At 73.0% G+C, this 17,426-nt stretch carries 16 protein-coding genes and 1 riboswitch; of the genes, 9 read left to right on the top strand and 7 right to left on the bottom strand.

All coding sequences use genetic code 11. The features are described from left to right. Positions 1-62 precede the first annotated feature (62 nt). Both OG242_RS30265 and OG242_RS30260 read right to left on the bottom strand, forming a co-directional pair. Positions 63-2,342, bottom strand: coding sequence for an ATP-binding cassette domain-containing protein (locus OG242_RS30265; protein ID WP_405901187.1), 2,280 nt, complete (start codon positions 2,340-2,342; stop codon positions 63-65). A 212-nt stretch (positions 2,343-2,554) separates the two neighbouring features. Further along, positions 2,555-2,881, bottom strand: coding sequence for a DUF5132 domain-containing protein (locus OG242_RS30260; RefSeq protein ID WP_405901186.1), 327 nt, complete (start codon positions 2,879-2,881; stop codon positions 2,555-2,557). A gap of 510 nt (positions 2,882-3,391) precedes the next feature. Here OG242_RS30260 and OG242_RS30255 point away from each other — a divergent pair. The 6 genes from OG242_RS30255 (at position 3,392) to OG242_RS30230 (ending at position 11,245) form a co-directional block, all read left to right on the top strand. Continuing rightward, the gene (locus tag OG242_RS30255; RefSeq protein WP_405901185.1) at positions 3,392-4,975 is read left to right on the top strand and encodes an ABC transporter substrate-binding protein; all 1,584 of its coding nucleotides are present in this window, start codon (positions 3,392-3,394) and stop codon (positions 4,973-4,975) included. A 14-nt stretch (positions 4,976-4,989) separates the two neighbouring features. Continuing rightward, positions 4,990-5,958, top strand: coding sequence for an ABC transporter permease (locus tag OG242_RS30250; RefSeq protein WP_405901184.1), 969 nt, complete (start codon positions 4,990-4,992; stop codon positions 5,956-5,958). Between the two features lie 2 nt (positions 5,959-5,960). Beyond that, on the top strand, positions 5,961-7,826 hold the full coding sequence (locus tag OG242_RS30245) for a dipeptide/oligopeptide/nickel ABC transporter permease/ATP-binding protein (RefSeq protein ID WP_405901183.1): 1,866 nt from the start codon (positions 5,961-5,963) through the stop codon (positions 7,824-7,826). Beyond that, complete coding sequence (locus OG242_RS30240; RefSeq protein ID WP_405901182.1) at positions 7,823-8,614, top strand: ABC transporter ATP-binding protein; 792 nt, start codon at positions 7,823-7,825, stop codon at positions 8,612-8,614. Before OG242_RS30245 ends, OG242_RS30240 begins: the two co-directional genes overlap by 4 nt. Before the next feature lie 161 nt (positions 8,615-8,775). Continuing rightward, a complete protein-coding gene (locus OG242_RS30235) occupies positions 8,776-9,813 on the top strand; it encodes a 3-oxoacyl-ACP synthase III family protein (RefSeq protein ID WP_405901181.1) in 1,038 nt (345 codons plus the stop codon). 91 nt (positions 9,814-9,904) lie between these two features. Further along, positions 9,905-11,245 carry a glutamine synthetase gene (locus tag OG242_RS30230; protein ID WP_405901180.1) on the top strand — a complete coding sequence of 447 codons (1,341 nt, stop codon included), beginning with the start codon at positions 9,905-9,907 and terminating at the stop codon, positions 11,243-11,245. Between the two features lie 4 nt (positions 11,246-11,249). Here OG242_RS30230 and OG242_RS30225 read toward each other — a convergent pair whose 3' ends face one another. The 3 genes from OG242_RS30225 to OG242_RS30215 all read right to left on the bottom strand — a co-directional run bounded on the left by OG242_RS30225 (position 11,250) and on the right by OG242_RS30215 (position 14,346). Then, the gene (locus tag OG242_RS30225) at positions 11,250-11,744 is read right to left on the bottom strand and encodes a GNAT family N-acetyltransferase (protein ID WP_405901179.1); all 495 of its coding nucleotides are present in this window, start codon (positions 11,742-11,744) and stop codon (positions 11,250-11,252) included. Between the two features lie 11 nt (positions 11,745-11,755). Continuing rightward, positions 11,756-12,925, bottom strand: a complete 1,170-nt coding sequence (locus OG242_RS30220) for a type III PLP-dependent enzyme (RefSeq protein ID WP_405901765.1) — start codon at positions 12,923-12,925, stop codon at positions 11,756-11,758. Positions 12,926-13,380: 455 nt separating this feature from the next. Next, positions 13,381-14,346 (bottom strand): pirin family protein, encoded by a 966-nt coding sequence (locus tag OG242_RS30215; protein WP_405901178.1) that lies wholly within the window; start codon positions 14,344-14,346, stop codon positions 13,381-13,383. A gap of 141 nt (positions 14,347-14,487) precedes the next feature. On the opposite strand from OG242_RS30215, the gene OG242_RS30210 reads away from it, so the two are divergent. Next, a complete protein-coding gene (locus OG242_RS30210; RefSeq protein WP_405901177.1) occupies positions 14,488-14,835 on the top strand; it encodes a tetratricopeptide repeat protein in 348 nt (115 codons plus the stop codon). A gap of 91 nt (positions 14,836-14,926) precedes the next feature. Beyond that, on the top strand, positions 14,927-15,421 hold the full coding sequence (locus OG242_RS30205) for a GNAT family N-acetyltransferase (RefSeq protein WP_405901176.1): 495 nt from the start codon (positions 14,927-14,929) through the stop codon (positions 15,419-15,421). A 64-nt stretch (positions 15,422-15,485) separates the two neighbouring features. Here the strand turns inward: OG242_RS30205 and OG242_RS30200 are convergent, their stop codons facing one another. Both OG242_RS30200 and OG242_RS30195 read right to left on the bottom strand, forming a co-directional pair. Beyond that, on the bottom strand, positions 15,486-16,265 hold the full coding sequence (locus tag OG242_RS30200) for a CbtA family protein (protein WP_405901175.1): 780 nt from the start codon (positions 16,263-16,265) through the stop codon (positions 15,486-15,488). A 28-nt stretch (positions 16,266-16,293) separates the two neighbouring features. Next, positions 16,294-16,509, bottom strand: a complete 216-nt coding sequence (locus OG242_RS30195) for a CbtB-domain containing protein (protein WP_018523122.1) — start codon at positions 16,507-16,509, stop codon at positions 16,294-16,296. Positions 16,510-16,554: 45 nt separating this feature from the next. After that, positions 16,555-16,648: riboswitch (adenosylcobalamin (AdoCbl) riboswitch) on the bottom strand. A 124-nt stretch (positions 16,649-16,772) separates the two neighbouring features. Here OG242_RS30195 and OG242_RS30190 point away from each other — a divergent pair. Next, the gene (locus OG242_RS30190; RefSeq protein WP_405901174.1) at positions 16,773-17,366 is read left to right on the top strand and encodes a histidine phosphatase family protein; all 594 of its coding nucleotides are present in this window, start codon (positions 16,773-16,775) and stop codon (positions 17,364-17,366) included. Positions 17,367-17,426 lie beyond the last annotated feature (60 nt).

Here is a 17,426-nt window from a genome sequence, read left to right as displayed (position 1 = left end):
CGCGCAGGGCGCGCCGGCCGCGGTGGTGTCACACGGCCGGGCGGCGGAGCGGATTCCTGCGGTCAGGCGGCGACTTCGCCGGCCTGGAGCTGCCAGAGGGATGCGTAGAGCCCGTGCTGGGCCAGGAGTTCGTCGTGGGTGCCCTGTTCGGCGACGATGCCGCCCTTGTCCAGGACGTAGATGCGGTCGGCGTGGCGGACCGTGGAGAGGCGGTGGGCGATGACGACCATGGTCCGGTCGGCCGCGAAGCTGTGCAGCGTGCGCTGGATGGCGGCCTCCGTCTCGTTGTCCACGGCGGAGGTGGCCTCGTCCAGGATGACGACGGGCGAGTCCTTGAGGATCGCGCGGGCCAGGGCGATGCGCTGCCGCTGACCGCCGGAGAGCGCGGCGCCGCGTTCGCCGATGAGGGTGTCGTAGCCGTTCGGCAGGGTCGTGATGAAGGGGTGTGCCTCGGCCATGGCGGCGGCCCGGACGACGGCCTCGTCGGAGGCGCCGAAGCTGCCGTAGCGGATGTTGTTGGCGATGCTGCCGTCGAAGAGGAACGGGTCCTGGGAGACGAAGCCGATGGCGTGGCGCAGGTCGTGCCGCCGCAGGTCCCGGAGGTCCCGGCCGTCTAGCAGGACCCGGCCGGACTCGGCGTCCTGGAAGCGCATGAGCAGTCTGGCGATCGTCGTCTTGCCGGAGCCGGTGGCGCCGACCAGGGCGGTGACCCGGCCGGCCGGGATGGTCAGCGAGAGCTTGTCCAGGGTCGCCGGGCGGCCGGGATAGGCGAAAGTGACCTCGTCCAGGACAACCTCGCCGCGCACGGAGGCCAGTTCGAGCGTTCCTTCGCCGCTGTCGGCCTCGACCGGGAGTTCGCGCAGTCGCTGGACCCGCTCGTAGGAGGCGACGGTGCGCTGGTACTGGTCGGCGATGCCGCCGAGCCGGCTCATGCGCATGAGCAGCATCTGGGGGAGGCCGATCAGGGGGCTGAACACCTCGAAGCGGAGGGTGCCGTCGAGGACCGCCCGGCCGCCGATGAGCAGGGTGCCGGCCATCGACGCGGTGGTGCAGGCCCGGACGGCCTCGCCGTGGCGGAGGGTGCCGCGGTCGGTGCGGTGGTTGCTCTCCTGGACCGCGTCGCTCAACTGGTCGACGCGCTCGGCCTCGTACGCCTCGGTGCAGAAGCTCTTGACGGTCGCGCCGGCTTCGAGCGAGTTGATCACCTGGCTGCCGAGCCTGGCCCGGTCTTCGCCGGTGGTGGCGTAGTCCGTCGCGGCCCGTTCCTGATGGCGCAGCGACAGCCAGGCGATGACCGGAATCGGGAGGAAGGCGATCCAGGCGATCTGGGGCGCCAGCAGGAGGAAGGCCGGTACGAGCAGGGCCAGGCTGGTGCCGAGTTGGAGGACGTCGTTGGCCGGGCCGGCGAAGAAGGCGCCGAGCTGGCCGACGTCGTGAGTGAGGGTGCCGGCCACCCTGCTGGTCCGCTCGCCCTCCAGCTGGCTCAGTTCGAGGTGCTGGACGTGCCGGTAGGTGCGGCCTCGCCAGTCGTGCTCGATGTCCTGGCCGAGCCGGCGCCATTGGAGGTTCGAGGCGTACGAGAGTCCGGCGACGGCGGCACAGGCGACGGCGACCAGCCCGGCCAGGCCCCAGAGTTGGGCGGACGCCGTGGTCAGGCCGAGGCCGGCCAGCGGGGCCGCCTCGCCCTTGATGAGGACCAGGCCGGTCCATCCGAGGAAGGTGCCGAGCGCCATCTCCGCGGCCTGGCAGGCGACGGACAGGGCGGCGGCCCGGTAGAGGCGGGGGCGGTGCGGTCCGACGATCTCCAGCAGGGGGTGCCGCTCGGCCTCGGGGCCGGCCGCCTCGGCCGTTCCGCGCCATGCCTTCCGCAGGACGACCGCGGTCGCCGCCGCCACTCCGCCGACGGCCACGAGCTGTCGGGTCAGGGCCGACCCCTTGACGAGCGCGGCACCGGCGGCGACCCCGCCGCCGACGGCGAGCACCGGGCGTACGACGAGGCCCCGGTCCGCCCGGGGGGCCGGCACGGATCGGTCCGTCGCCGCTCGTCCGGTGCCGGCCGCTTCCCGGGCGAGCCGGGCGACGGTGCGGCCGATGATCCGGCCGACGTCCGCGGCGCACAGCCGTGCGTCGTGCCGGACGAGCACCCCGCCGGTGACCGGGCTGGCCTGGGCCTCGGTGATCCCGGGGATGTGGCGCAGCGCGGCGGCGAGGATCTCGGCCGTCCGGGGACGCCCGACGACGAGCCCGACGTCCCAGCGCTGGCGGCCCGGTGTGACCGAGCGAGGGCTCGCGGCCGGTTCCGCGGAGCGGAATCCGGATGCGGCTCCCAGTAGCGATGGCATGTGTACGTTCACCTGTTTGCGGAGGTCGCGGAGGGCCGTCACGGAGTCGACGGATCAGGGCGACGGAGCGGGAAATGAGATACGGGGCGGGCCGGCGCCCGCGCCGGAGGGGTGCGCGGACGGGTCGGCCCGCGAACGGCCGCCACCGTGACGCGTTCCGCCGCAATCGATCGGCGGGCGCGCCGGGTGGCGGCCGCGGGTCGCACAGGCCGTCAGAGCGTCTTCCCGGCGACGTTCTCGGCGGTCGCGCGGATCTTCGGAGACCTCCGGTCCCCCTTGGCGCCGGCCCCGGTCGTGTGCTGACCGGGCACGGAGTGGCTTTCGGTGTCGCTGGCGGCAATCTGGGCGGCGACCACGTCAGCGGCGACCTCGGCCGCGAGGTCGTGGATGTTCTCCCCGGCCTCGTGGGCGGCCTTCTTCACCTCCATCGCGATACCGACGGACGCTTTGACGACTCCACCCACCAGTGGCTTCAGCAGACGCTTGGCCAGCGGCGCGACGATGAGCCCGACGAGAAACGGCGGTACTACAGGCGGCATGACGCTCCATCCTCTCCACGCATACGTATGACAGGGGACCCGGGCACGACGAGAAATGGGAGCGGCGCACCGCCGGGCGGAATCAGGCGATTCCGTTTCGGAATTCCGGCACGGACCGGAAAATCCGGCACGGTCCGGAAGTCGAATTCCCGGACGACTGGAACACGCCGTCCGATCCCTTGATCACGGTAGTCGAACGCCGCCCACCTGAGCCAAATGGATTCCTCAGGGTTCACTCGTGTGAGTGTCCGTGGCCATTTATCGTGTCCGGAATTAGACGCACCCCGACACCCTTGGGGAATTATCATCCGATTATCGTTTTCGAAACGTGCCGTCTGGCACATGCCCCAGAGTCCTCGCCCCGACTCGTACGGGTGAATCGGGTCCGGCCGCCCCGGCCGGTTCCGCCCGCGCCGGGCCCGGCGGCGGGGCGATTGCGACCGCTCGAACAGGCTTTTCGCGCACGGCAGTTGGGTCATCACAACCGCTCCCCGGTGGCACTATTGCGCCATGCCCCGACGCACCCCGCCGGCCGTTCTCATGGCCGCGCTCACCGCCTCGGCCCTCGCGCTGAGCGGCTGCGGCGGCGTCGCCCGCTCCTCGACGGCCACCCCCCTGGTGCACCGCGGCACCGTCCGGATCGCCGAGGCCAGCGAGACGCCGAGCTTCGACCCGTATTCCACCTTCGGCGCCTCCCAGGCCCGTTACGCCTACGACTCCCTGGTGAACCTCGCCCCCGACGGCGACCTGGTCACCGGCCTGGCCACTTCCTGGCGGGCGACGGCCACCAAGGCGGTGTTCACTCTCCGCCCAGGTGTCACCTGCTCCGACGGCACCCCTCTCACCGCCTCGGCGGTCGCCCGGTCGCTGACCTACGCGGCCGACCCGGACCACCAGCTCGCCGGAGCCCGTACGGTCCTCCCGAACGTCCCGTTCACGGCGCGCGCCGACAACCGGACGCGCAGGGTGTCGGTGTCCGCCGACGCCCCGTTCCCCTTCCTGATCCGCACCATCGGCCTGCTGCCGATCGTCTGCCCGGCCGGCCTGGACCGGCCCGCCACGCTCGCCCGCGCCACGCAGGGCACCGGCCCCTATGTGCTGACCCGCTACTCCCCCGGCGGCCCGTACGAGTTCACCGTCCGCGACGGCTACACCTGGGGTCCCGCCGGTGCGACGACCGCCGAGCGCGGGCTCCCCGAGCGCATCGAGCTCTCGGTGGTGCCCCAGACGTCCACAGCGGCGAACCTCCTGCTGACCGGGGGCGTCGACATCGCACGGGTGAGCGGACCCGACCGCGCCCGGCTCGACGGCCACGGCCTGGCCGTCTCCGAGGTCGCGACCGTCATCGGGCTGACCTTCTTCAACCAGCGCCCCGGCCGGGTCCTCGCCGACAGTGCCGTGCGCCGGGCCCTGGTCTCCGCCCTCGACCGCCGGGGGCTCGCCAACGTCGCCGTGGGCGGCACCGGCCGCCCCGCCGAGGACTTCGGCGCCGAGGGGGCGGTCTGCCATGCCGGCCTCGCCGACGCCAACCTGCCCACCCGGGACGCCGCCGAGGCTCTGCGGGACGCGGGCTGGACCCGCTCGGCCGGCGGTCCGCGGACCAAGGACGGCCGGCCGCTCCGCCTCCGCCTGATCACCAGCCCCGATCTCGGCCCGACCCTGGCATCCGTCGCCGAGTTGATGGCCCGGGAGTGGACGGCGCTCGGCGCCGAGGTCGACCTGGTCACCGAGAGTTTGCCCGCCCTGGTCAACGCGATGTACACGACGGCCGACTTCGACGTGGTGGTCGGCAGTACGCCGGGCTTCGCCCTGCCGGCGGGCTTCATCCCCTTCTTCTCGGGCCCCGCCCCCGCCGAGGGTCTGAACTTCGCGGGGGTGGTCAATCCCGAGTACGACGCCCTGGTCACCCGGGCCCTCCGGGAACCGGACACGACGGGGTGCGCGACGTGGAACAGGGCCGCCGCCGCGCTCTTCCGCTCGGCCGACGCGCTGCCGATCGCCGAGGGCCGGAGCGGCGTGTACGGCCACCGGACCACGTTCACCACCACGTTCGGCGGCCGGCTCGTCCCCACCAGCGTCCGCCTCCACCAGTGACTCCGGGGCCCACCATGACCGTTCACCCACTGCTGCGGCACCCCTGGACGGTGTTCCTGGGCCGCCGCTGCTTCCGGCTCCTCGTATCCCTCGCCATCGTGCTCACCGCGTCGTTCGCGATGATCCGCCTCATCCCCGGCGACCCGGTGCGGGCCGCGCTCGGTGTGGACGCCGCCCCCGACCTGGTCGCCGCCCGGCGGCACGCGCTCGGCCTCGACATGCCGTTCCTGGCCCAGTACCAGCAGTACCTCGGCGGCCTCCTGCACGGCGACCTCGGGACCTCGCTGGTCACCGGGGCACCGGTCGCGGAGCTGGTCCGCACCCGGCTGCCGGCCACCTTGGAGATCGCCGGCCTCGCCTTCTTCACCGCGCTCGCCGTCGCCCTGCCCGGCGGTCTGCTCGCCGCCGTCCGCACCCGCGACGGCCGCCGCCCGCGCACCGAGCTCGCGTTCACCACGGTCACCGCGGGTCTGACCGGGGTGCCCGACTTCGTGCTGGCCGCCGGACTCACCGCCCTGCTCGCGGTCGGGCTCCAGCTGTTCCCGGTGGCCGGTGCGGCGGGCGTCTCCTCTCTCGTCCTCCCCGTCCTCGCACTCTCCCTCACGCCCACCGCCGTACTCCTTCGCATCGTCAGGGTGGAGGCGCTGAAGGTGCTGAGCGAGGACTATCTGCGGACCGCCCGGAGCAAGCGGCTGTCCGCCGCACGCCGCTATCTGCGGCACGCGGCACCGAACATGGCGTCCGCCGCGCTCACCGTCGCCGGAAGCCTGCTGCCCGCCCTGATCGCGGGCACGGTCCTGGTCGAGAAGGTGTTCGCCTGGCCCGGCATCGGCTCCGCGATGGCGCAGTCCGTGGTCGCGCAGGACTATCCGGTGGTACAGGCCATGGTGCTGGTGCTCGGCACCACCGTGCTGCTCGCCGGTCTCCTGGTCGACGTGCTGCTCGCCCTGCTCGACCCCCGCTCGGCGATCCGGGAGATGTGATCATGAGCCTTCCCGCCGGTCTCCGGCGCTCCCCCATGGCCTGGGTCACCGGGTTCATGCTGGCGTCACTCATCGTGCTCGCCGTGGCCGGTCCGCTGTTCTGGGGCGCGGCGGCCGACCGCCCGGACCCCTCCGCCGTGCTCCGGGGGCCTTCGGCGACGCATCCGGTCGGCACGGACGGCCTCGGCCGGGACCTGCTGGCCCGCATCCTGGCGGCCGCCCGGCCCTCGCTGCTGCTCGCGCTGGCGTCGGTCCTGCTCGGTGCGACCACGGGCGTGCTCCTCGGGGCCTGCACCGCCGTCGTCGGCCGGCGCGCCCGCCGGCTGGCCGCCGGGCTGATCAACCTCCTGCTCGCGTTCCCGGCGCTCCTGGTCGCGATGTTCCTCGCGGTGGTGTTCGGCGCGGGCACGGCCGGGGCGGTACTGGCCCTCGCCGCCGCGGGTGTGCCCGGGTTCGCGCGGCTGGCCCAGACCCTCGCGGCGGGCGTGGCGGGCACCGACCACCTGGCCGCCGCCCGGGTCCTCGGACTGGGTCGCCTCCGGCTGCTGTGGCGCCACGTCCTGCCCAACATCGCCGAGCCGCTGCTCCTGAGCGTCACCACGGCGGCGGGCACCGCCCTGGTCGCGCTCTCCGGGCTGAGCTTCCTCGGTCTGGGCGTACAGCCTCCGGGATACGACTGGGGGCAGCTGCTCAGCCAGGGGCTCGACCGGATCTACGCCGAGCCGCTGCCCGCGCTCGCCCCGGGCCTGGCGCTCCTGTACGCGGCCCTGACGTTCCAGCTGCTGGGCGAGGTCCTGGCCGGAAGCGCCGCCCGGCGCGGCCCGGTGGTGCGCATCCCGGCACAGCGGTCCGCTCCGAGCGGCCCCGCCGACGACGGACAGGTCCTCCAGGTCGACGGCCTCACCGTCGAACTGCCGACGCCCGCCGGTCCGGTCCGGCCGGTGCGCGGGGTGAGCCTGTCGCTGGGGAAGGGCGAGATCGTCGGGCTGGTCGGCGAGTCGGGGTCGGGCAAGTCGCTGACGGCGCTCGCCATCGCCGATCTGCTCCCGTACGGCGCCCGGGTGTCCCGGCGTACGCTGCGCCTGCTCGGGGCCGACCTCGGCACGCTGACGCGGAGGGAGCGGGACCGGCATCTCGCGACGGGCCTGTCGGTGATCTTCCAGAACCCGGCATCGGCGCTCAACCCGTCCCTGCGGATCGGCACCCAGCTCACCGAGGCGGTCCGGGCCCATCGCGGGGCGAGCCGCGCCAGGGCCGTCGCGCAGGCCGCCGAAGCGCTGCGCCGCGTCGCCCTGCCCCCGTCGCTGCTGCGCTCACGCCCGTACGAGCTCTCCGGCGGCCAGCGCCAGCGGGTGATGATCGCCGCCGGGCTGATGGTGCGGCCGGGGCTGATCATCGCGGACGAGCCGACGACCGCGCTCGACGTGACCGTGCAGCGGCAGATCACGCGGCTGCTCGTGGACATCCGGCGGGACACCTCCGCCGCGATCCTGTTCATCAGCCACGATGTCGCGCTGGTCGCCGAGTTCTGCGAGCGGGTGCTGGTCATGTACGCGGGCACGGTGGTCGAGGCCCTTCCCGTAACCCGGCTCGCCGCGGGCGCCCGGCACCCCTACACCCGGGCGCTCGTCGCGTCGGTCCCGGACCTCACCGCCGACCGCGACCGCCCGCTGCCGACGGTCGAGGGCTCCCCGCCCGATCCGCTCGCGCCCTCCCCCGGCTGTGCGTTCGAGGCCCGCTGCCCGCGCCGCCGGGACCGCTGCGCCGACGAGGCTCCGCCGCTGGACGACCTGGGCTCCGGCCACCGGGTCGCCTGCTGGTACCCGCTGCCGGTGACGCCGGCCCCGGAGACGGTGACCGCGTCGTGACGGCACTTCGGGTGGACGGCCTCACCGTCCGGCGCACCGGCCCCCGCGGCTCCTTCGCCGCCGTGGACGGGGTCTCGCTGGAGATCGCGTCCGGGACCACGCTCGGCCTTGTCGGTGAGTCGGGCTCCGGGAAGTCCACGCTGGCGGGCGCGATCGTCGGCCTGGTGCCGGTGCGGGGTGGCCGGATCCTGGTCGGCGGCGAGGAGGTCCGCACCCGTACCGTCCGGGACCGGCGCCGGCTGGGCCGCCGCGTCCAGGTGGTCCTCCAGGATCCGGACACCGCGCTCGATCCCCGTATGACCGTCCGTCAGGCGCTGGTCGAGGCCGCCACGGTGTTCCGCCGGCTCGACCGCGCGGGGCGCGCGGCGCGCGTCGCCGAACTGCTGGACCTGGTCGGCCTGGACGCCCGGCTCGCCGACCGCCTGCCCCGGCAGCTGTCCGGGGGGCAGCGGCAGCGGGTCGCCCTGGCCCGGGCGCTGGCCGTCGAGCCGGGTCTGCTGATCGCCGACGAGATCACTTCGGCGCTGGACGTCTCGGTCCAGGCGTCTGTCCTGAACACGGTCCGCGGGCTTCAGCAGCGGCTCGGTCTGAGCATGCTGTTCATCGGCCACAACCTGCCGGCGGTCTGCCATGTCTCCGACGCGGTGGCGGTCATGCGGAACGGCCGGATCGTGGAGACCGCCCCCACCGGGATGATCCTGGGCGCACCGGCGCACCCGTACACCCGGACGCTGCTCGACTCCGTACCGTCCCTGCGTACTCCCACGCCCGGGGAAAAAACGCCGTGACCGCCGGGGATGCATTTCCGCCATTCCTATGTCAAGCCGGCGCACAATTCCTCACGCGCACGGATTACCGCACACTATTCCTGCGAATATTCCGTGAGACGATGCGGCGGCTTCGGAATGTGACGGGGCCTTTCTCGAACCTCTTTCGAAAGGTACGGAATATGGGAGTTCTCGCGCCCGACCAGACCCTGTTCCACCAGACCGGTGTCGGCCTGTCCGTGCCGTTCGCCGTCGCTGGGACCGGTATGCACCTGCCGCCGGCGGTCGTCACCAACGAGGAGCTGACGCGCACCCTGGACACGAGCGACGCGTGGATCACCAGCCGCACCGGCATCCGCGAACGCCGCTGCCTGGCACCGCACTTGGCGACCTCCGACATGTGCGTCGCCGCCGCGCGTCCGGCGTTGGAGGCGGCCGGGGTCGAGCCGTCGGGGCTGGACGCGGTCATCGTCGCCAGCTACACGGGCGACCAGCCGCTCGTGTCGACCGCGCTGATCGTCAAGGACGCCCTCGGCGCCCACCGCGCCCTGTCTCTGGACGTCACCCAGGCCGCCTGCGCCTCGGGCATCCAGGCCGTGCTGATCGCCGCCCACCTTCTCCAGAACCCCTCCATCGACACGATCCTGGTCCTCGCGGCCGACTGCGCGTCCAGGATCACCGACCCCGCCGACCGCACGACGCGCATCTTCTTCGGGGACGCGGCGGCGGCCGTCGTCCTCACCCGGAGCGAGACGCCCGGAGCCGGTCTGCTCTCGTACGACCTGGGCTCCCAGCTCTCGTACGACGTCCAGATCCCCGCCGGGGGCTCCCGGCTGCCCGCGAGCACCGCCACCGTCGCCGCCGGGGAGCACTACCTGTCCATGGACGGGCGTGCCGTGTGGAACACCGCGACGGCACGGCTCCCCGAGAGCATCCGCAGCGCCGCGCACCAGGCCGGCGTGCCGATCGACCAGGTGCGGCACTTCTTCCTGCACCAGGCCAACCTGAACATCCTGAACGAGACCCTGAGCGCCCTCGACGTCCCCCGCGAGCGCGCTGCCGTCACCATCGACCGGCTGGGCAACACCGGTTCGGCGGGCGTCTTCACCGCGTTGCACACCACGGTGGCCGAGGGTGCCCTGCTTCCGGGTGACGTCTATGTGCTCTCCGGCATCGGAGCGGGCTTCCAGTGGGGCAGCCTCTGCCTCCGCCACGCCTGACCGGGGCCGAAGTCATCCTGGGTCGTTCACGGACGGGTGAACTCCCGGCCTTCCGTGGCGCACCCTCTGTCGCGAACGTCAGCATGGACGCATGATCATCATGCGCACCCGGGCCGAACGGGCCGCCCAGGCCCGGGCGGCCGAAGCCCAGCTCGCCACCGACGGAATCGACGGGGTGGTGTTCGGCTGGGTCGACAACGCCGGGCTCACCCGGGTGAAGTCCGTCCCCGTCAGCCGGCTCGCCGACGCCGCCGAGTGCGGCGTCGGCGCTGTGCCCTGCTTCGATTTCGCCCTGGTGGACGACTCCTTCACCACCGCGCCCTCCAGTACGGGCCCGGTGGGCGACCTGCGGCTCGTCCCCGATCTCGACCGGCTCACCCGCCTCGCGGCCCAGCCCGGCTGGGCCTGGGCCCCGGCCGGCCGCTACACCCAGGACGGCTCCCCGCATCCCGGCTGCCAGCGCGGCTTCGCCCGCCGGGCGGCGGAGGCCGTCGAACGGCGCGGACTGACGGTGCGAGCCGGGATCGAGATCGAGTGGGTGGTGGCCGACGCCGCCGGCGATCCGGCGACGACCGGGCCCGGTTTCGGCATGACCCGCTTCATCGAGCACTCCGACTACCTCCGCGATGTGCTGCGGGCTCTCACCGCGCAGGGGATCGAGGTGTCACAGCTCCATCCCGAGTACGCCGCTGGGCAGTTCGAGGTCTCCGTGGCCGCCGAGGGCCCGGTCGAGGCGGCCGACACGACGATGCTGGTCCGCCACACCATCCGGGCCGTCTCCGCCCGGCACGGTCTGCGCGTCTCGTACGCCCCCGTCTTCACCGAGGGCGCGCTCGGCAACGGCGGCCACCTCCACCTCAGCCTCTGGCGCGCGGGCCACAACCTCAGCCACGGCGGCTCCGGCCCGCACGGGCTGCACCCCGAGGCGGAGCACTTCCTCGCGGGCGCGCTGGCGGAACTGCCCGCGCTGCTCGCCCTCGGCGCACCGGGCGTCACCTCCTATCTGCGCCTGGTCCCGGCCCACTTCGCCGGGGCGTACCGGTGCTGGGGGCTGGAGAACCGTGAGGCGGCGCTGCGCCTGATCACGGGCTCCGCCGCCGGGCAGGCGAACGCCGAGTTCAAGTGCTTCGACGGCGCCGCCAACCCGTATCTGGCGGTGGGCGGTGTGCTGGCCGCCGGGCTGGCCGGCCTCGACGCCGGCCTGCCCCTCCCTCCCGAGACCAGGGGCGACCCGGCCGCCCTGGCCTCCGCCGAACGCCTCCCGGTCAGCCTGTCCGAGGCGGCCGACGCGTTCGAGAAGTCCGCGCTGCTGCGACAGGCACTGGGCCGCGAGCTGTACGAGGCGGTGCTGGCGGTGCGGCGGGCGGAGGCGGATCTGTTCGCGGGCCGCCCGGACGCGGAGGTCATCGAGGCGACGCGCTGGCAGCACTGACGGGTCATCGGTCCGAGACGTCCAACTCCTGCGCCATGTAGACCGCGTCCCGACCGTAGCTCGCGGGCAGCGGGGTACCGGGCCGGGCACGGTAGCCCAGCGCGGACCACATTCTCTCCGTGCCCTGCACGGCTACCAGGGAGAGGGTCCGGTATCCGGCTGCCCGCCCGGCCGCTGACAGGTGCCGCTGCATCCGCCGGGCCAGACCGCGGCCTCGTACCCGCTCGGCGATCACCAGGTCGTGGAGGTGCAGATTGCTGCCCGCCGCCCTGTCTTCTTCGGCCCGGCTCAGGTCCGGGCAGCGGCCGACCGGGTACGGCAGAGCGAGCAGGTAGCCGGCGAAGGCCCCCTCGTGATCCAGCACGAAGCAGGTCGGTGGCGATGCGCTGTGCCGGGACCGCAGCACCTCCTCGCCCTCGGACAAGCCGCTTGCCGAATAGGCGCGTTGCTCCAGCCCCGCGATCTCGTGCCAGTCCTCTTCCCGGAGCAGGCGGATCAACCCCGGATCCGTCATGAGCCACCGACGCAGGTGTACGGCAGGGGCGCGAAGCCGTTGAAGCCCCGGGTGGTATAGGCGGTGGCGTACGCACCGCAGGAGTGGACCCAGACCGGGTCCCCGGAGGCAACCGCGTGCGGAACGCGGACCGCGCCACCCTCCCGTGCGTACGCGTCGTCACTGTCGCAGGTCGGTCCGGCCACCAGGGCCTCGACGAACCGGCCGTCGGGATGGGACGGGAACTCCAGCCGGTACCGCAACTGGTCCATCTCATAGAGGCCGTTGAACTTGCCGCAGCTGAGGTAGAGCCAGTCCTCGCGGGTGCCGTCGAGCCGCTGGCGGGAGGTGAGCCGGGCGACGTGGGCCCGGATCGCACCGTGGTCCGCGACCAGGTGCCGGCCGGGTTCCAGCAGGAAGCGCAGGGGGCCCGCGTTGACGGCGCTCAGCCGTTCCATGCCGTCGCGGATCGCCCGGAACATCTTGCCGACCGGCGGTTCCAGCGGTCGGCCGGACCGGTCGAGGACGCCGAGCGCCGGCAGCCCGCCGCCGAGGTTGATCCGGTCCGGCACGATGCCTTGAAGGTTGACCGCGTCCAGCAGGGCGGCCAGCGTCTCGATCGCCTCGACCCACGCTTCCGCCGTCATCTGCTGGGAGCCGACGTGCACCGACAGTCCGGACGGCACGAGCCCGGCGGCCCGGGCGTCTCCGAGCACGCGCAGGACGTCCTCGGGCGAGCAGCCGAACTTGTGGCTGAGCCCCCACAGCGCACCGCTCCCGGTGGTGGAGACCCGGCAGAACACCCGTGACCCGGGGGCATGTTGGGCGACCGCGGCGACGTCCTCGCGGCTGTCGGTGGCGAAGTCGCGTACGCCCAACCGGTACGCCTCGGCGATGTTGCGGTCGGACTTGACGGTGTTGCCGTAGTGGATCAGCCCCGGCTTCACGCCGGTGCGGAGCGCCTGGGCGATCTCCTGCGGACCGGCCGCGTCGAAGCCGGAGCCGAGCCGGGCAAGCTGGACGAGCACCTCGTCAACCGGGCACGCCTTCATCGCGAACCGCACTTCGACGCCGGGCAGTTCGGCAGTGAGGGCGGCATACTGGCGCCCGATGCCGTCCAGGTCGTACACCAGGGTGTCCTCGGACGCGGCGGCCAGCGCGGCGCGCAGCGCGGACTGCTCGGTCAGGGTGCGTCTGCCGGTTCTGCCCCGGTCGCCCGCCCGGCGCTGCGCGGCGATCTGACGCGTGTCGGAGCACTCAAGCGTCACGTACGAACTCCCAATCCGGTGGACGACCGGCGCCAAGGTCCCTCTGGCAGCCACGAGATGAAGGAGGGAACGCCCGGACCGGCTGAGCCACCGCCCCGTGTCTCCTCCTCATCACACTCTATGGAGGTTTGGCGCCTCGCCGGTCCGGTGTCGGGGATGGCAGATGCATGCGACGCCGCTCCCGCGTGCCCGAGGCCGCCGCGCCGCCCCAGGCGGAGTCGTCCGTGTGACCGACAGGGGAACCACCCGAACGGCGCCGGTGCGCACCTCCCCGACCTTGACGATCTTGGCTATCGGCCCGGAACGGCGGCCCTGGGATCCCGGCCAAGCGCTCGCGCTCACGCGGACTACGACGGCGCAGGGACCACCACCGCTCAGCGCACCCGCCCCCGCGGCTTCAGCGCCACATCGGGCAGCGCGGGCGCCGGGATCGGCGGGCCGTCGTAGCCGTGTACGGTGCCGAAACGGTCACCGCCCATCCAGTCCTCGCGGGCCCGCTCGATCTCCTCCTGGCTGCGGCCCACGAAGTTCCACCACATCACCAGCTCCTCCTCGAACGGCTCGCCGCCCAGGAGCATCAGGCCGGCGTCCGACTCCGCGCGCAGCGGCAGCTCCGTGCGGCCGCAGCCGAGGTAGAGCATGGAGCCGGGCAGCACCGGGACGCCGTCGACCTCGGCCTCGCCGGACATCGAGAGCACGGCGTACTCGAAGTCGGGGTCCAGCGGCAGCCGTGCCTCGGCGCCCCGGGTCAGGGAGAGGTCGGCGCCGACGATCGGTGTGTACGCGGTGCCGGGCGAGGTCGCGCCGTCGAGTTCGCCGAGGATCACGGTGGCCGTGAGGCCGGGCGCGGTGACCGTGGGCAGGTCGCTGTGGTGCTGGAAGTGCGGCTCGGTGAACCGGTGCGCCTCGGGCAGCGCCACCCAGAGCTGGGCGCCGTGGAGCAGGGCCGCGTGCTGCTTCGGGCTCTCCTCGGAGTGGCTGATCGCGCGGCCCGAGGTCATCAGGCCCAGTTCGCGCGGGCGGACGGTCTGGAGGCTGCCGATGCTGTCGCGGTGCAGCACCTCGCCCTCGTGCAGCCAGCTGACCGTCTGCAGACCCATGTGGGGGTGGGGCGGCACCTGCATGCCGGGCTCGTCGGCGATGTCGTCGGGGCCGTAGTGGTCGACGAAGGCCCAGGCGCCGACCATCCGGCGGCCCAGGTTGGGCAGCAGCCTGCGGACCTCCGTGGACTCGCCGAGCCGCACCTTGCGCGGGGCGAGCAGTTCACGTACGGGTTCCGCGACGACGAAGCCCCGGCCCCCGCAGACGGTGGGGACGGCCTGGCGATCGAGATTGCTCATGGCGCTCAACCTATTCCGCCGCGGGTGGGGGCGGGTGATGCCCACGCCGGATAATTAGTGGAATGTTAAACAACCTGCACGTGTTGTGGGGATCGGATGCCTGTGGGAACGCCCCGGCGACCGCTCGACCGAGGAGATGACATGAGCGACGGCTACTTCGAGTTCGGCACCCCCGCCGAGCGCTGGGAGCGCGCGGGGTTCTTCTTCGACGCGAAGGAGTACACGACGGCGGCCCGCATACTGCGCGGCCTCGTCGAGGAGGCCCCGGAGCAGGTCGCACCCCGGCTGCTGCTGGCGCGCGCCTACTACCACTCGGCGAGCCTCGGGCGCGCCGAGACGGAGCTGCGGGCGGTGCTGGAGCGCGACCCCGTGGAGCATTACGCACGGCTGATGCTGGGCCGCACGCTGGAGCGGCAGGCCCGGCAGGCCGAGGCGGACACACAGTTGCGGCTGGCCGCCGCGCTGTCCGGGGACTTCGGACCGGCGTAGCCACGCGGGGACCTGGCCACGGCACGCATAGCCGCGGCCGGGCCCTCTATTCAGATGCCCCCACGAACCACCCCGTGATACCCACAACACCATGACCGACCTCGAAACACCCCGCCTCCTGCTGCACCCCATGACCCCCGCGGACGCCCGACACGTCGTGGCCGGTGCGCCCGAGGACGGTGCACGGTGGGCCCCCGGATATCCCTCCCCCGGCGAGCAGGGCGCCGCCGGGCGTTTCCTTACCACGTGCGCGGACACCGGCGATCCGAGCCCCTTCGGCCCGTACGAGATACGGCTCCGCGCCGACGGCGTCGTCATCGGTGGCATCGGCTTCCACGGGGCGCCGGACGAACGGGGCAGCGTGACCATCGGTTACGGGCTCGTGGAGTCGGTGCGCGGGAAGGGGTACGCCTCCGAGGCGCTCCGGGCGCTGCTCCGGTTCGCCCGGGAGCAGGGCGTCGCCCGGGTGCGCGGGGACGCCGACACCGGCAACGCCCCCTCCCAGCGCGTCATGACGGCGGCCGGGATGCGCCTCGTGAGCGAGGACGCGTCGCTGAAGTACTTCCTCGTCGAGTGGGCTGCGTAGAACGGGTGGAGCCCGCCGGTGACCACCCGGCGGGCTCCACCCGTTGCAGCGTGTGCGGCGGCCGTCATCCCACGGCTGCGGCCGTCCGGTTCGTCCGGCCGCCGGCGCGCGCGTCGGACCTCGGCACCAGCAGGCGTTCGGTGAGGCGGCCGAAGACCAGGCCGAACGTGGTCCAGAGCGTGACCTGCACGGCGAGCGTGGCCAGACGGAACTGCCACAGCAGCGTCGCCGGGAAGTCCTTGCCGACCTCGTTGAACGAGGGCAGGAACACGTAGGCGAGGCCGATCGGCAGTGCGTAACCGGCCGCCGCCGCGACCGTCGCGTTCCAGTTGCCCAGGCGGGGCGCCAGCCGCTTGCCGACGATGACGGCGGCGACGGCGAGCAGCACGCTGAGGGCGACCATCAGGAAGAACAGCGCGGTGCGTCTGCCGATCGTGTCGGGGTTGCCGACGGCCGGCGGGTTGGCCGGGTACTTCAGGAACGGCACGACGTACACGCTCAGCAGCGCGGCGCCGGCGATCAGCGCGGCCGTGGCGCGTGGGCCGAACCGGCCCATCCGGCCCAGCGCGTAGCAGAAGACGAGCGCGGCGATGCCGCCGACCGCGACGCCGAACACGAGCACACCGGTGGCCAGGCCGGCGGTGGACTGCATGCCGCGGCTGACGAGTTCCTCGCCGGCGCCGTGGTCGTGGCCGTGGGCGCTGTGGGCCGCCTCCTCGAGCGCGATGGCCGCGTCCACGCGGGACTCGCCGAGGAAGTAGGCGACGACCAGGGCGAGCGTGCCCGCGACGAGGCCGGCCAGCATGCCGCGTACCAACAGGGCTCTGACAGATATGGAGTTCATGAGGGATTCCCCTGACTCAGCCGATGGATCAGTGGCAGGGGAAACCGAGGAGGTGACGGCCGTCGTGCACCCACTCGTGGACGCCCTCGCCCGAGATGAGGGCGGTGGCGCCCTGCTCGGCGCCGACGAAGTAGAGCAGGACCAGCATGAGGATGCCGAAGAACACCGCCCAAGGAGCGATGGCCTTCAGGGAGATGGGGGTGATGGCGGATGCGCCGGTGGCGGGGGCAGCAGTCTGCGCCATGGCAGAACCTCCTGTGGGAACACGCGTCCCGATCGTGGTGCCTGAGACGAAGGTGCCGGGTCTGACTTCCCGCACGCGTGCGGGTACACAGTGGCGCGACCGTGCCGGATTCTCACCGGACTTCCGTCACACCCTCGTCATGTCGCGGCGACCATACCCCCTGGACACCGCGCACCGCCATGGCCCCTACAAGTGGCCCGTGGCGCCCGGATGCCATGGTCTGCTTGGCCGTGAGGTCCATGTTCCGGGAGTTGAGGGCGGGTATGACGGTACGGGTGATGTTGATCTCACCGGCGATGAACGCGGCGCTGCGGGAGGCCCGGTTCGCCGGGGACGCCCCGCTCGACGAGTCGGGGCTGAAGGCAGCCGGGACAGCAGCGCCGTACGTGCCTGCCGCGGACCTGGCCGTGCACGGGCCGTCCGAGCGCTGTGCACGGACAGCGGATGCGCTGGGAGTCCGCTCGGCGGGTGAACCCGCGCTGCGTGACTGGGAGTTGGGACGCTGGTCGGGTGCCCGGCTCGACGAGGTGAGTGCGCGGGAGCCGGAGGGGGTCGCGGCGTGGCTGGCCGACCCCGCGGCCGCTCCGCACGGTGGCGAGTCGTTGCTCGATCTGTGCGCGAGGGCGGGGGCGTGGCTCGACTCGCTGCACGGTGACGGCGGCGGACGGGTGCTGGCCGTCGCCGAGCCGTCCCTGGTCCGCGCGGCCGTCGTCCACGCACTGGCTCTCCCGCCCCAGGCGTTGTGGCGGCTGGACGTCGCCCCGCTCACGCTGACGGAGCTGGGCGGCCGGTCTGGGCGGTGGAACCTGCGCGTCGGCCGGCCGCTCGCAGCGCGACCTGTCGGCCGGCCGGCTTGAGGGGTTCCCCTGGGACCGTGCGAAGGGGTGCCGACCGCCACATACCCTTGTCGTGCGGCT

The organism is Streptomyces sp. NBC_00727 (assembly GCF_045161745.1).
GTDB lineage: Bacteria > Actinomycetota > Actinomycetes > Streptomycetales > Streptomycetaceae > Streptomyces.
The sequence above is the reverse complement of the archived record's forward strand: the minus strand, read 5'-3'. Positions and strand labels throughout refer to the sequence as shown.

Bases quoted from the DNA above. Each gene is read 5' to 3' on its own strand.
- OG242_RS30265 (WP_405901187.1), bottom strand. From the start codon at position 2,342: ATGCCATCGCTACTGGGAGCCGCATCCGGATTCCGCTCCGCGGAACCG.
- OG242_RS30260 (WP_405901186.1), bottom strand. From the start codon at position 2,881: ATGCCGCCTGTAGTACCGCCGTTTCTCGTCGGGCTCATCGTCGCGCCG.
- OG242_RS30200 (WP_405901175.1), bottom strand. From the start codon at position 16,265: ATGAACTCCATATCTGTCAGAGCCCTGTTGGTACGCGGCATGCTGGCC.
- OG242_RS30195 (WP_018523122.1), bottom strand. From the start codon at position 16,509: ATGGCGCAGACTGCTGCCCCCGCCACCGGCGCATCCGCCATCACCCCC.
- OG242_RS30245 (WP_405901183.1), top strand. From the start codon at position 5,961: ATGAGCCTTCCCGCCGGTCTCCGGCGCTCCCCCATGGCCTGGGTCACC.
- OG242_RS30250 (WP_405901184.1), top strand. From the start codon at position 4,990: ATGACCGTTCACCCACTGCTGCGGCACCCCTGGACGGTGTTCCTGGGC.
- OG242_RS30190 (WP_405901174.1), top strand. From the start codon at position 16,773: ATGACGGTACGGGTGATGTTGATCTCACCGGCGATGAACGCGGCGCTG.
- OG242_RS30215 (WP_405901178.1), bottom strand. From the start codon at position 14,346: ATGAGCAATCTCGATCGCCAGGCCGTCCCCACCGTCTGCGGGGGCCGG.
- OG242_RS30230 (WP_405901180.1), top strand. From the start codon at position 9,905: ATGATCATCATGCGCACCCGGGCCGAACGGGCCGCCCAGGCCCGGGCG.
- OG242_RS30205 (WP_405901176.1), top strand. From the start codon at position 14,927: ATGACCGACCTCGAAACACCCCGCCTCCTGCTGCACCCCATGACCCCC.
- OG242_RS30235 (WP_405901181.1), top strand. From the start codon at position 8,776: ATGGGAGTTCTCGCGCCCGACCAGACCCTGTTCCACCAGACCGGTGTC.
- OG242_RS30255 (WP_405901185.1), top strand. From the start codon at position 3,392: ATGCCCCGACGCACCCCGCCGGCCGTTCTCATGGCCGCGCTCACCGCC.
- OG242_RS30210 (WP_405901177.1), top strand. From the start codon at position 14,488: ATGAGCGACGGCTACTTCGAGTTCGGCACCCCCGCCGAGCGCTGGGAG.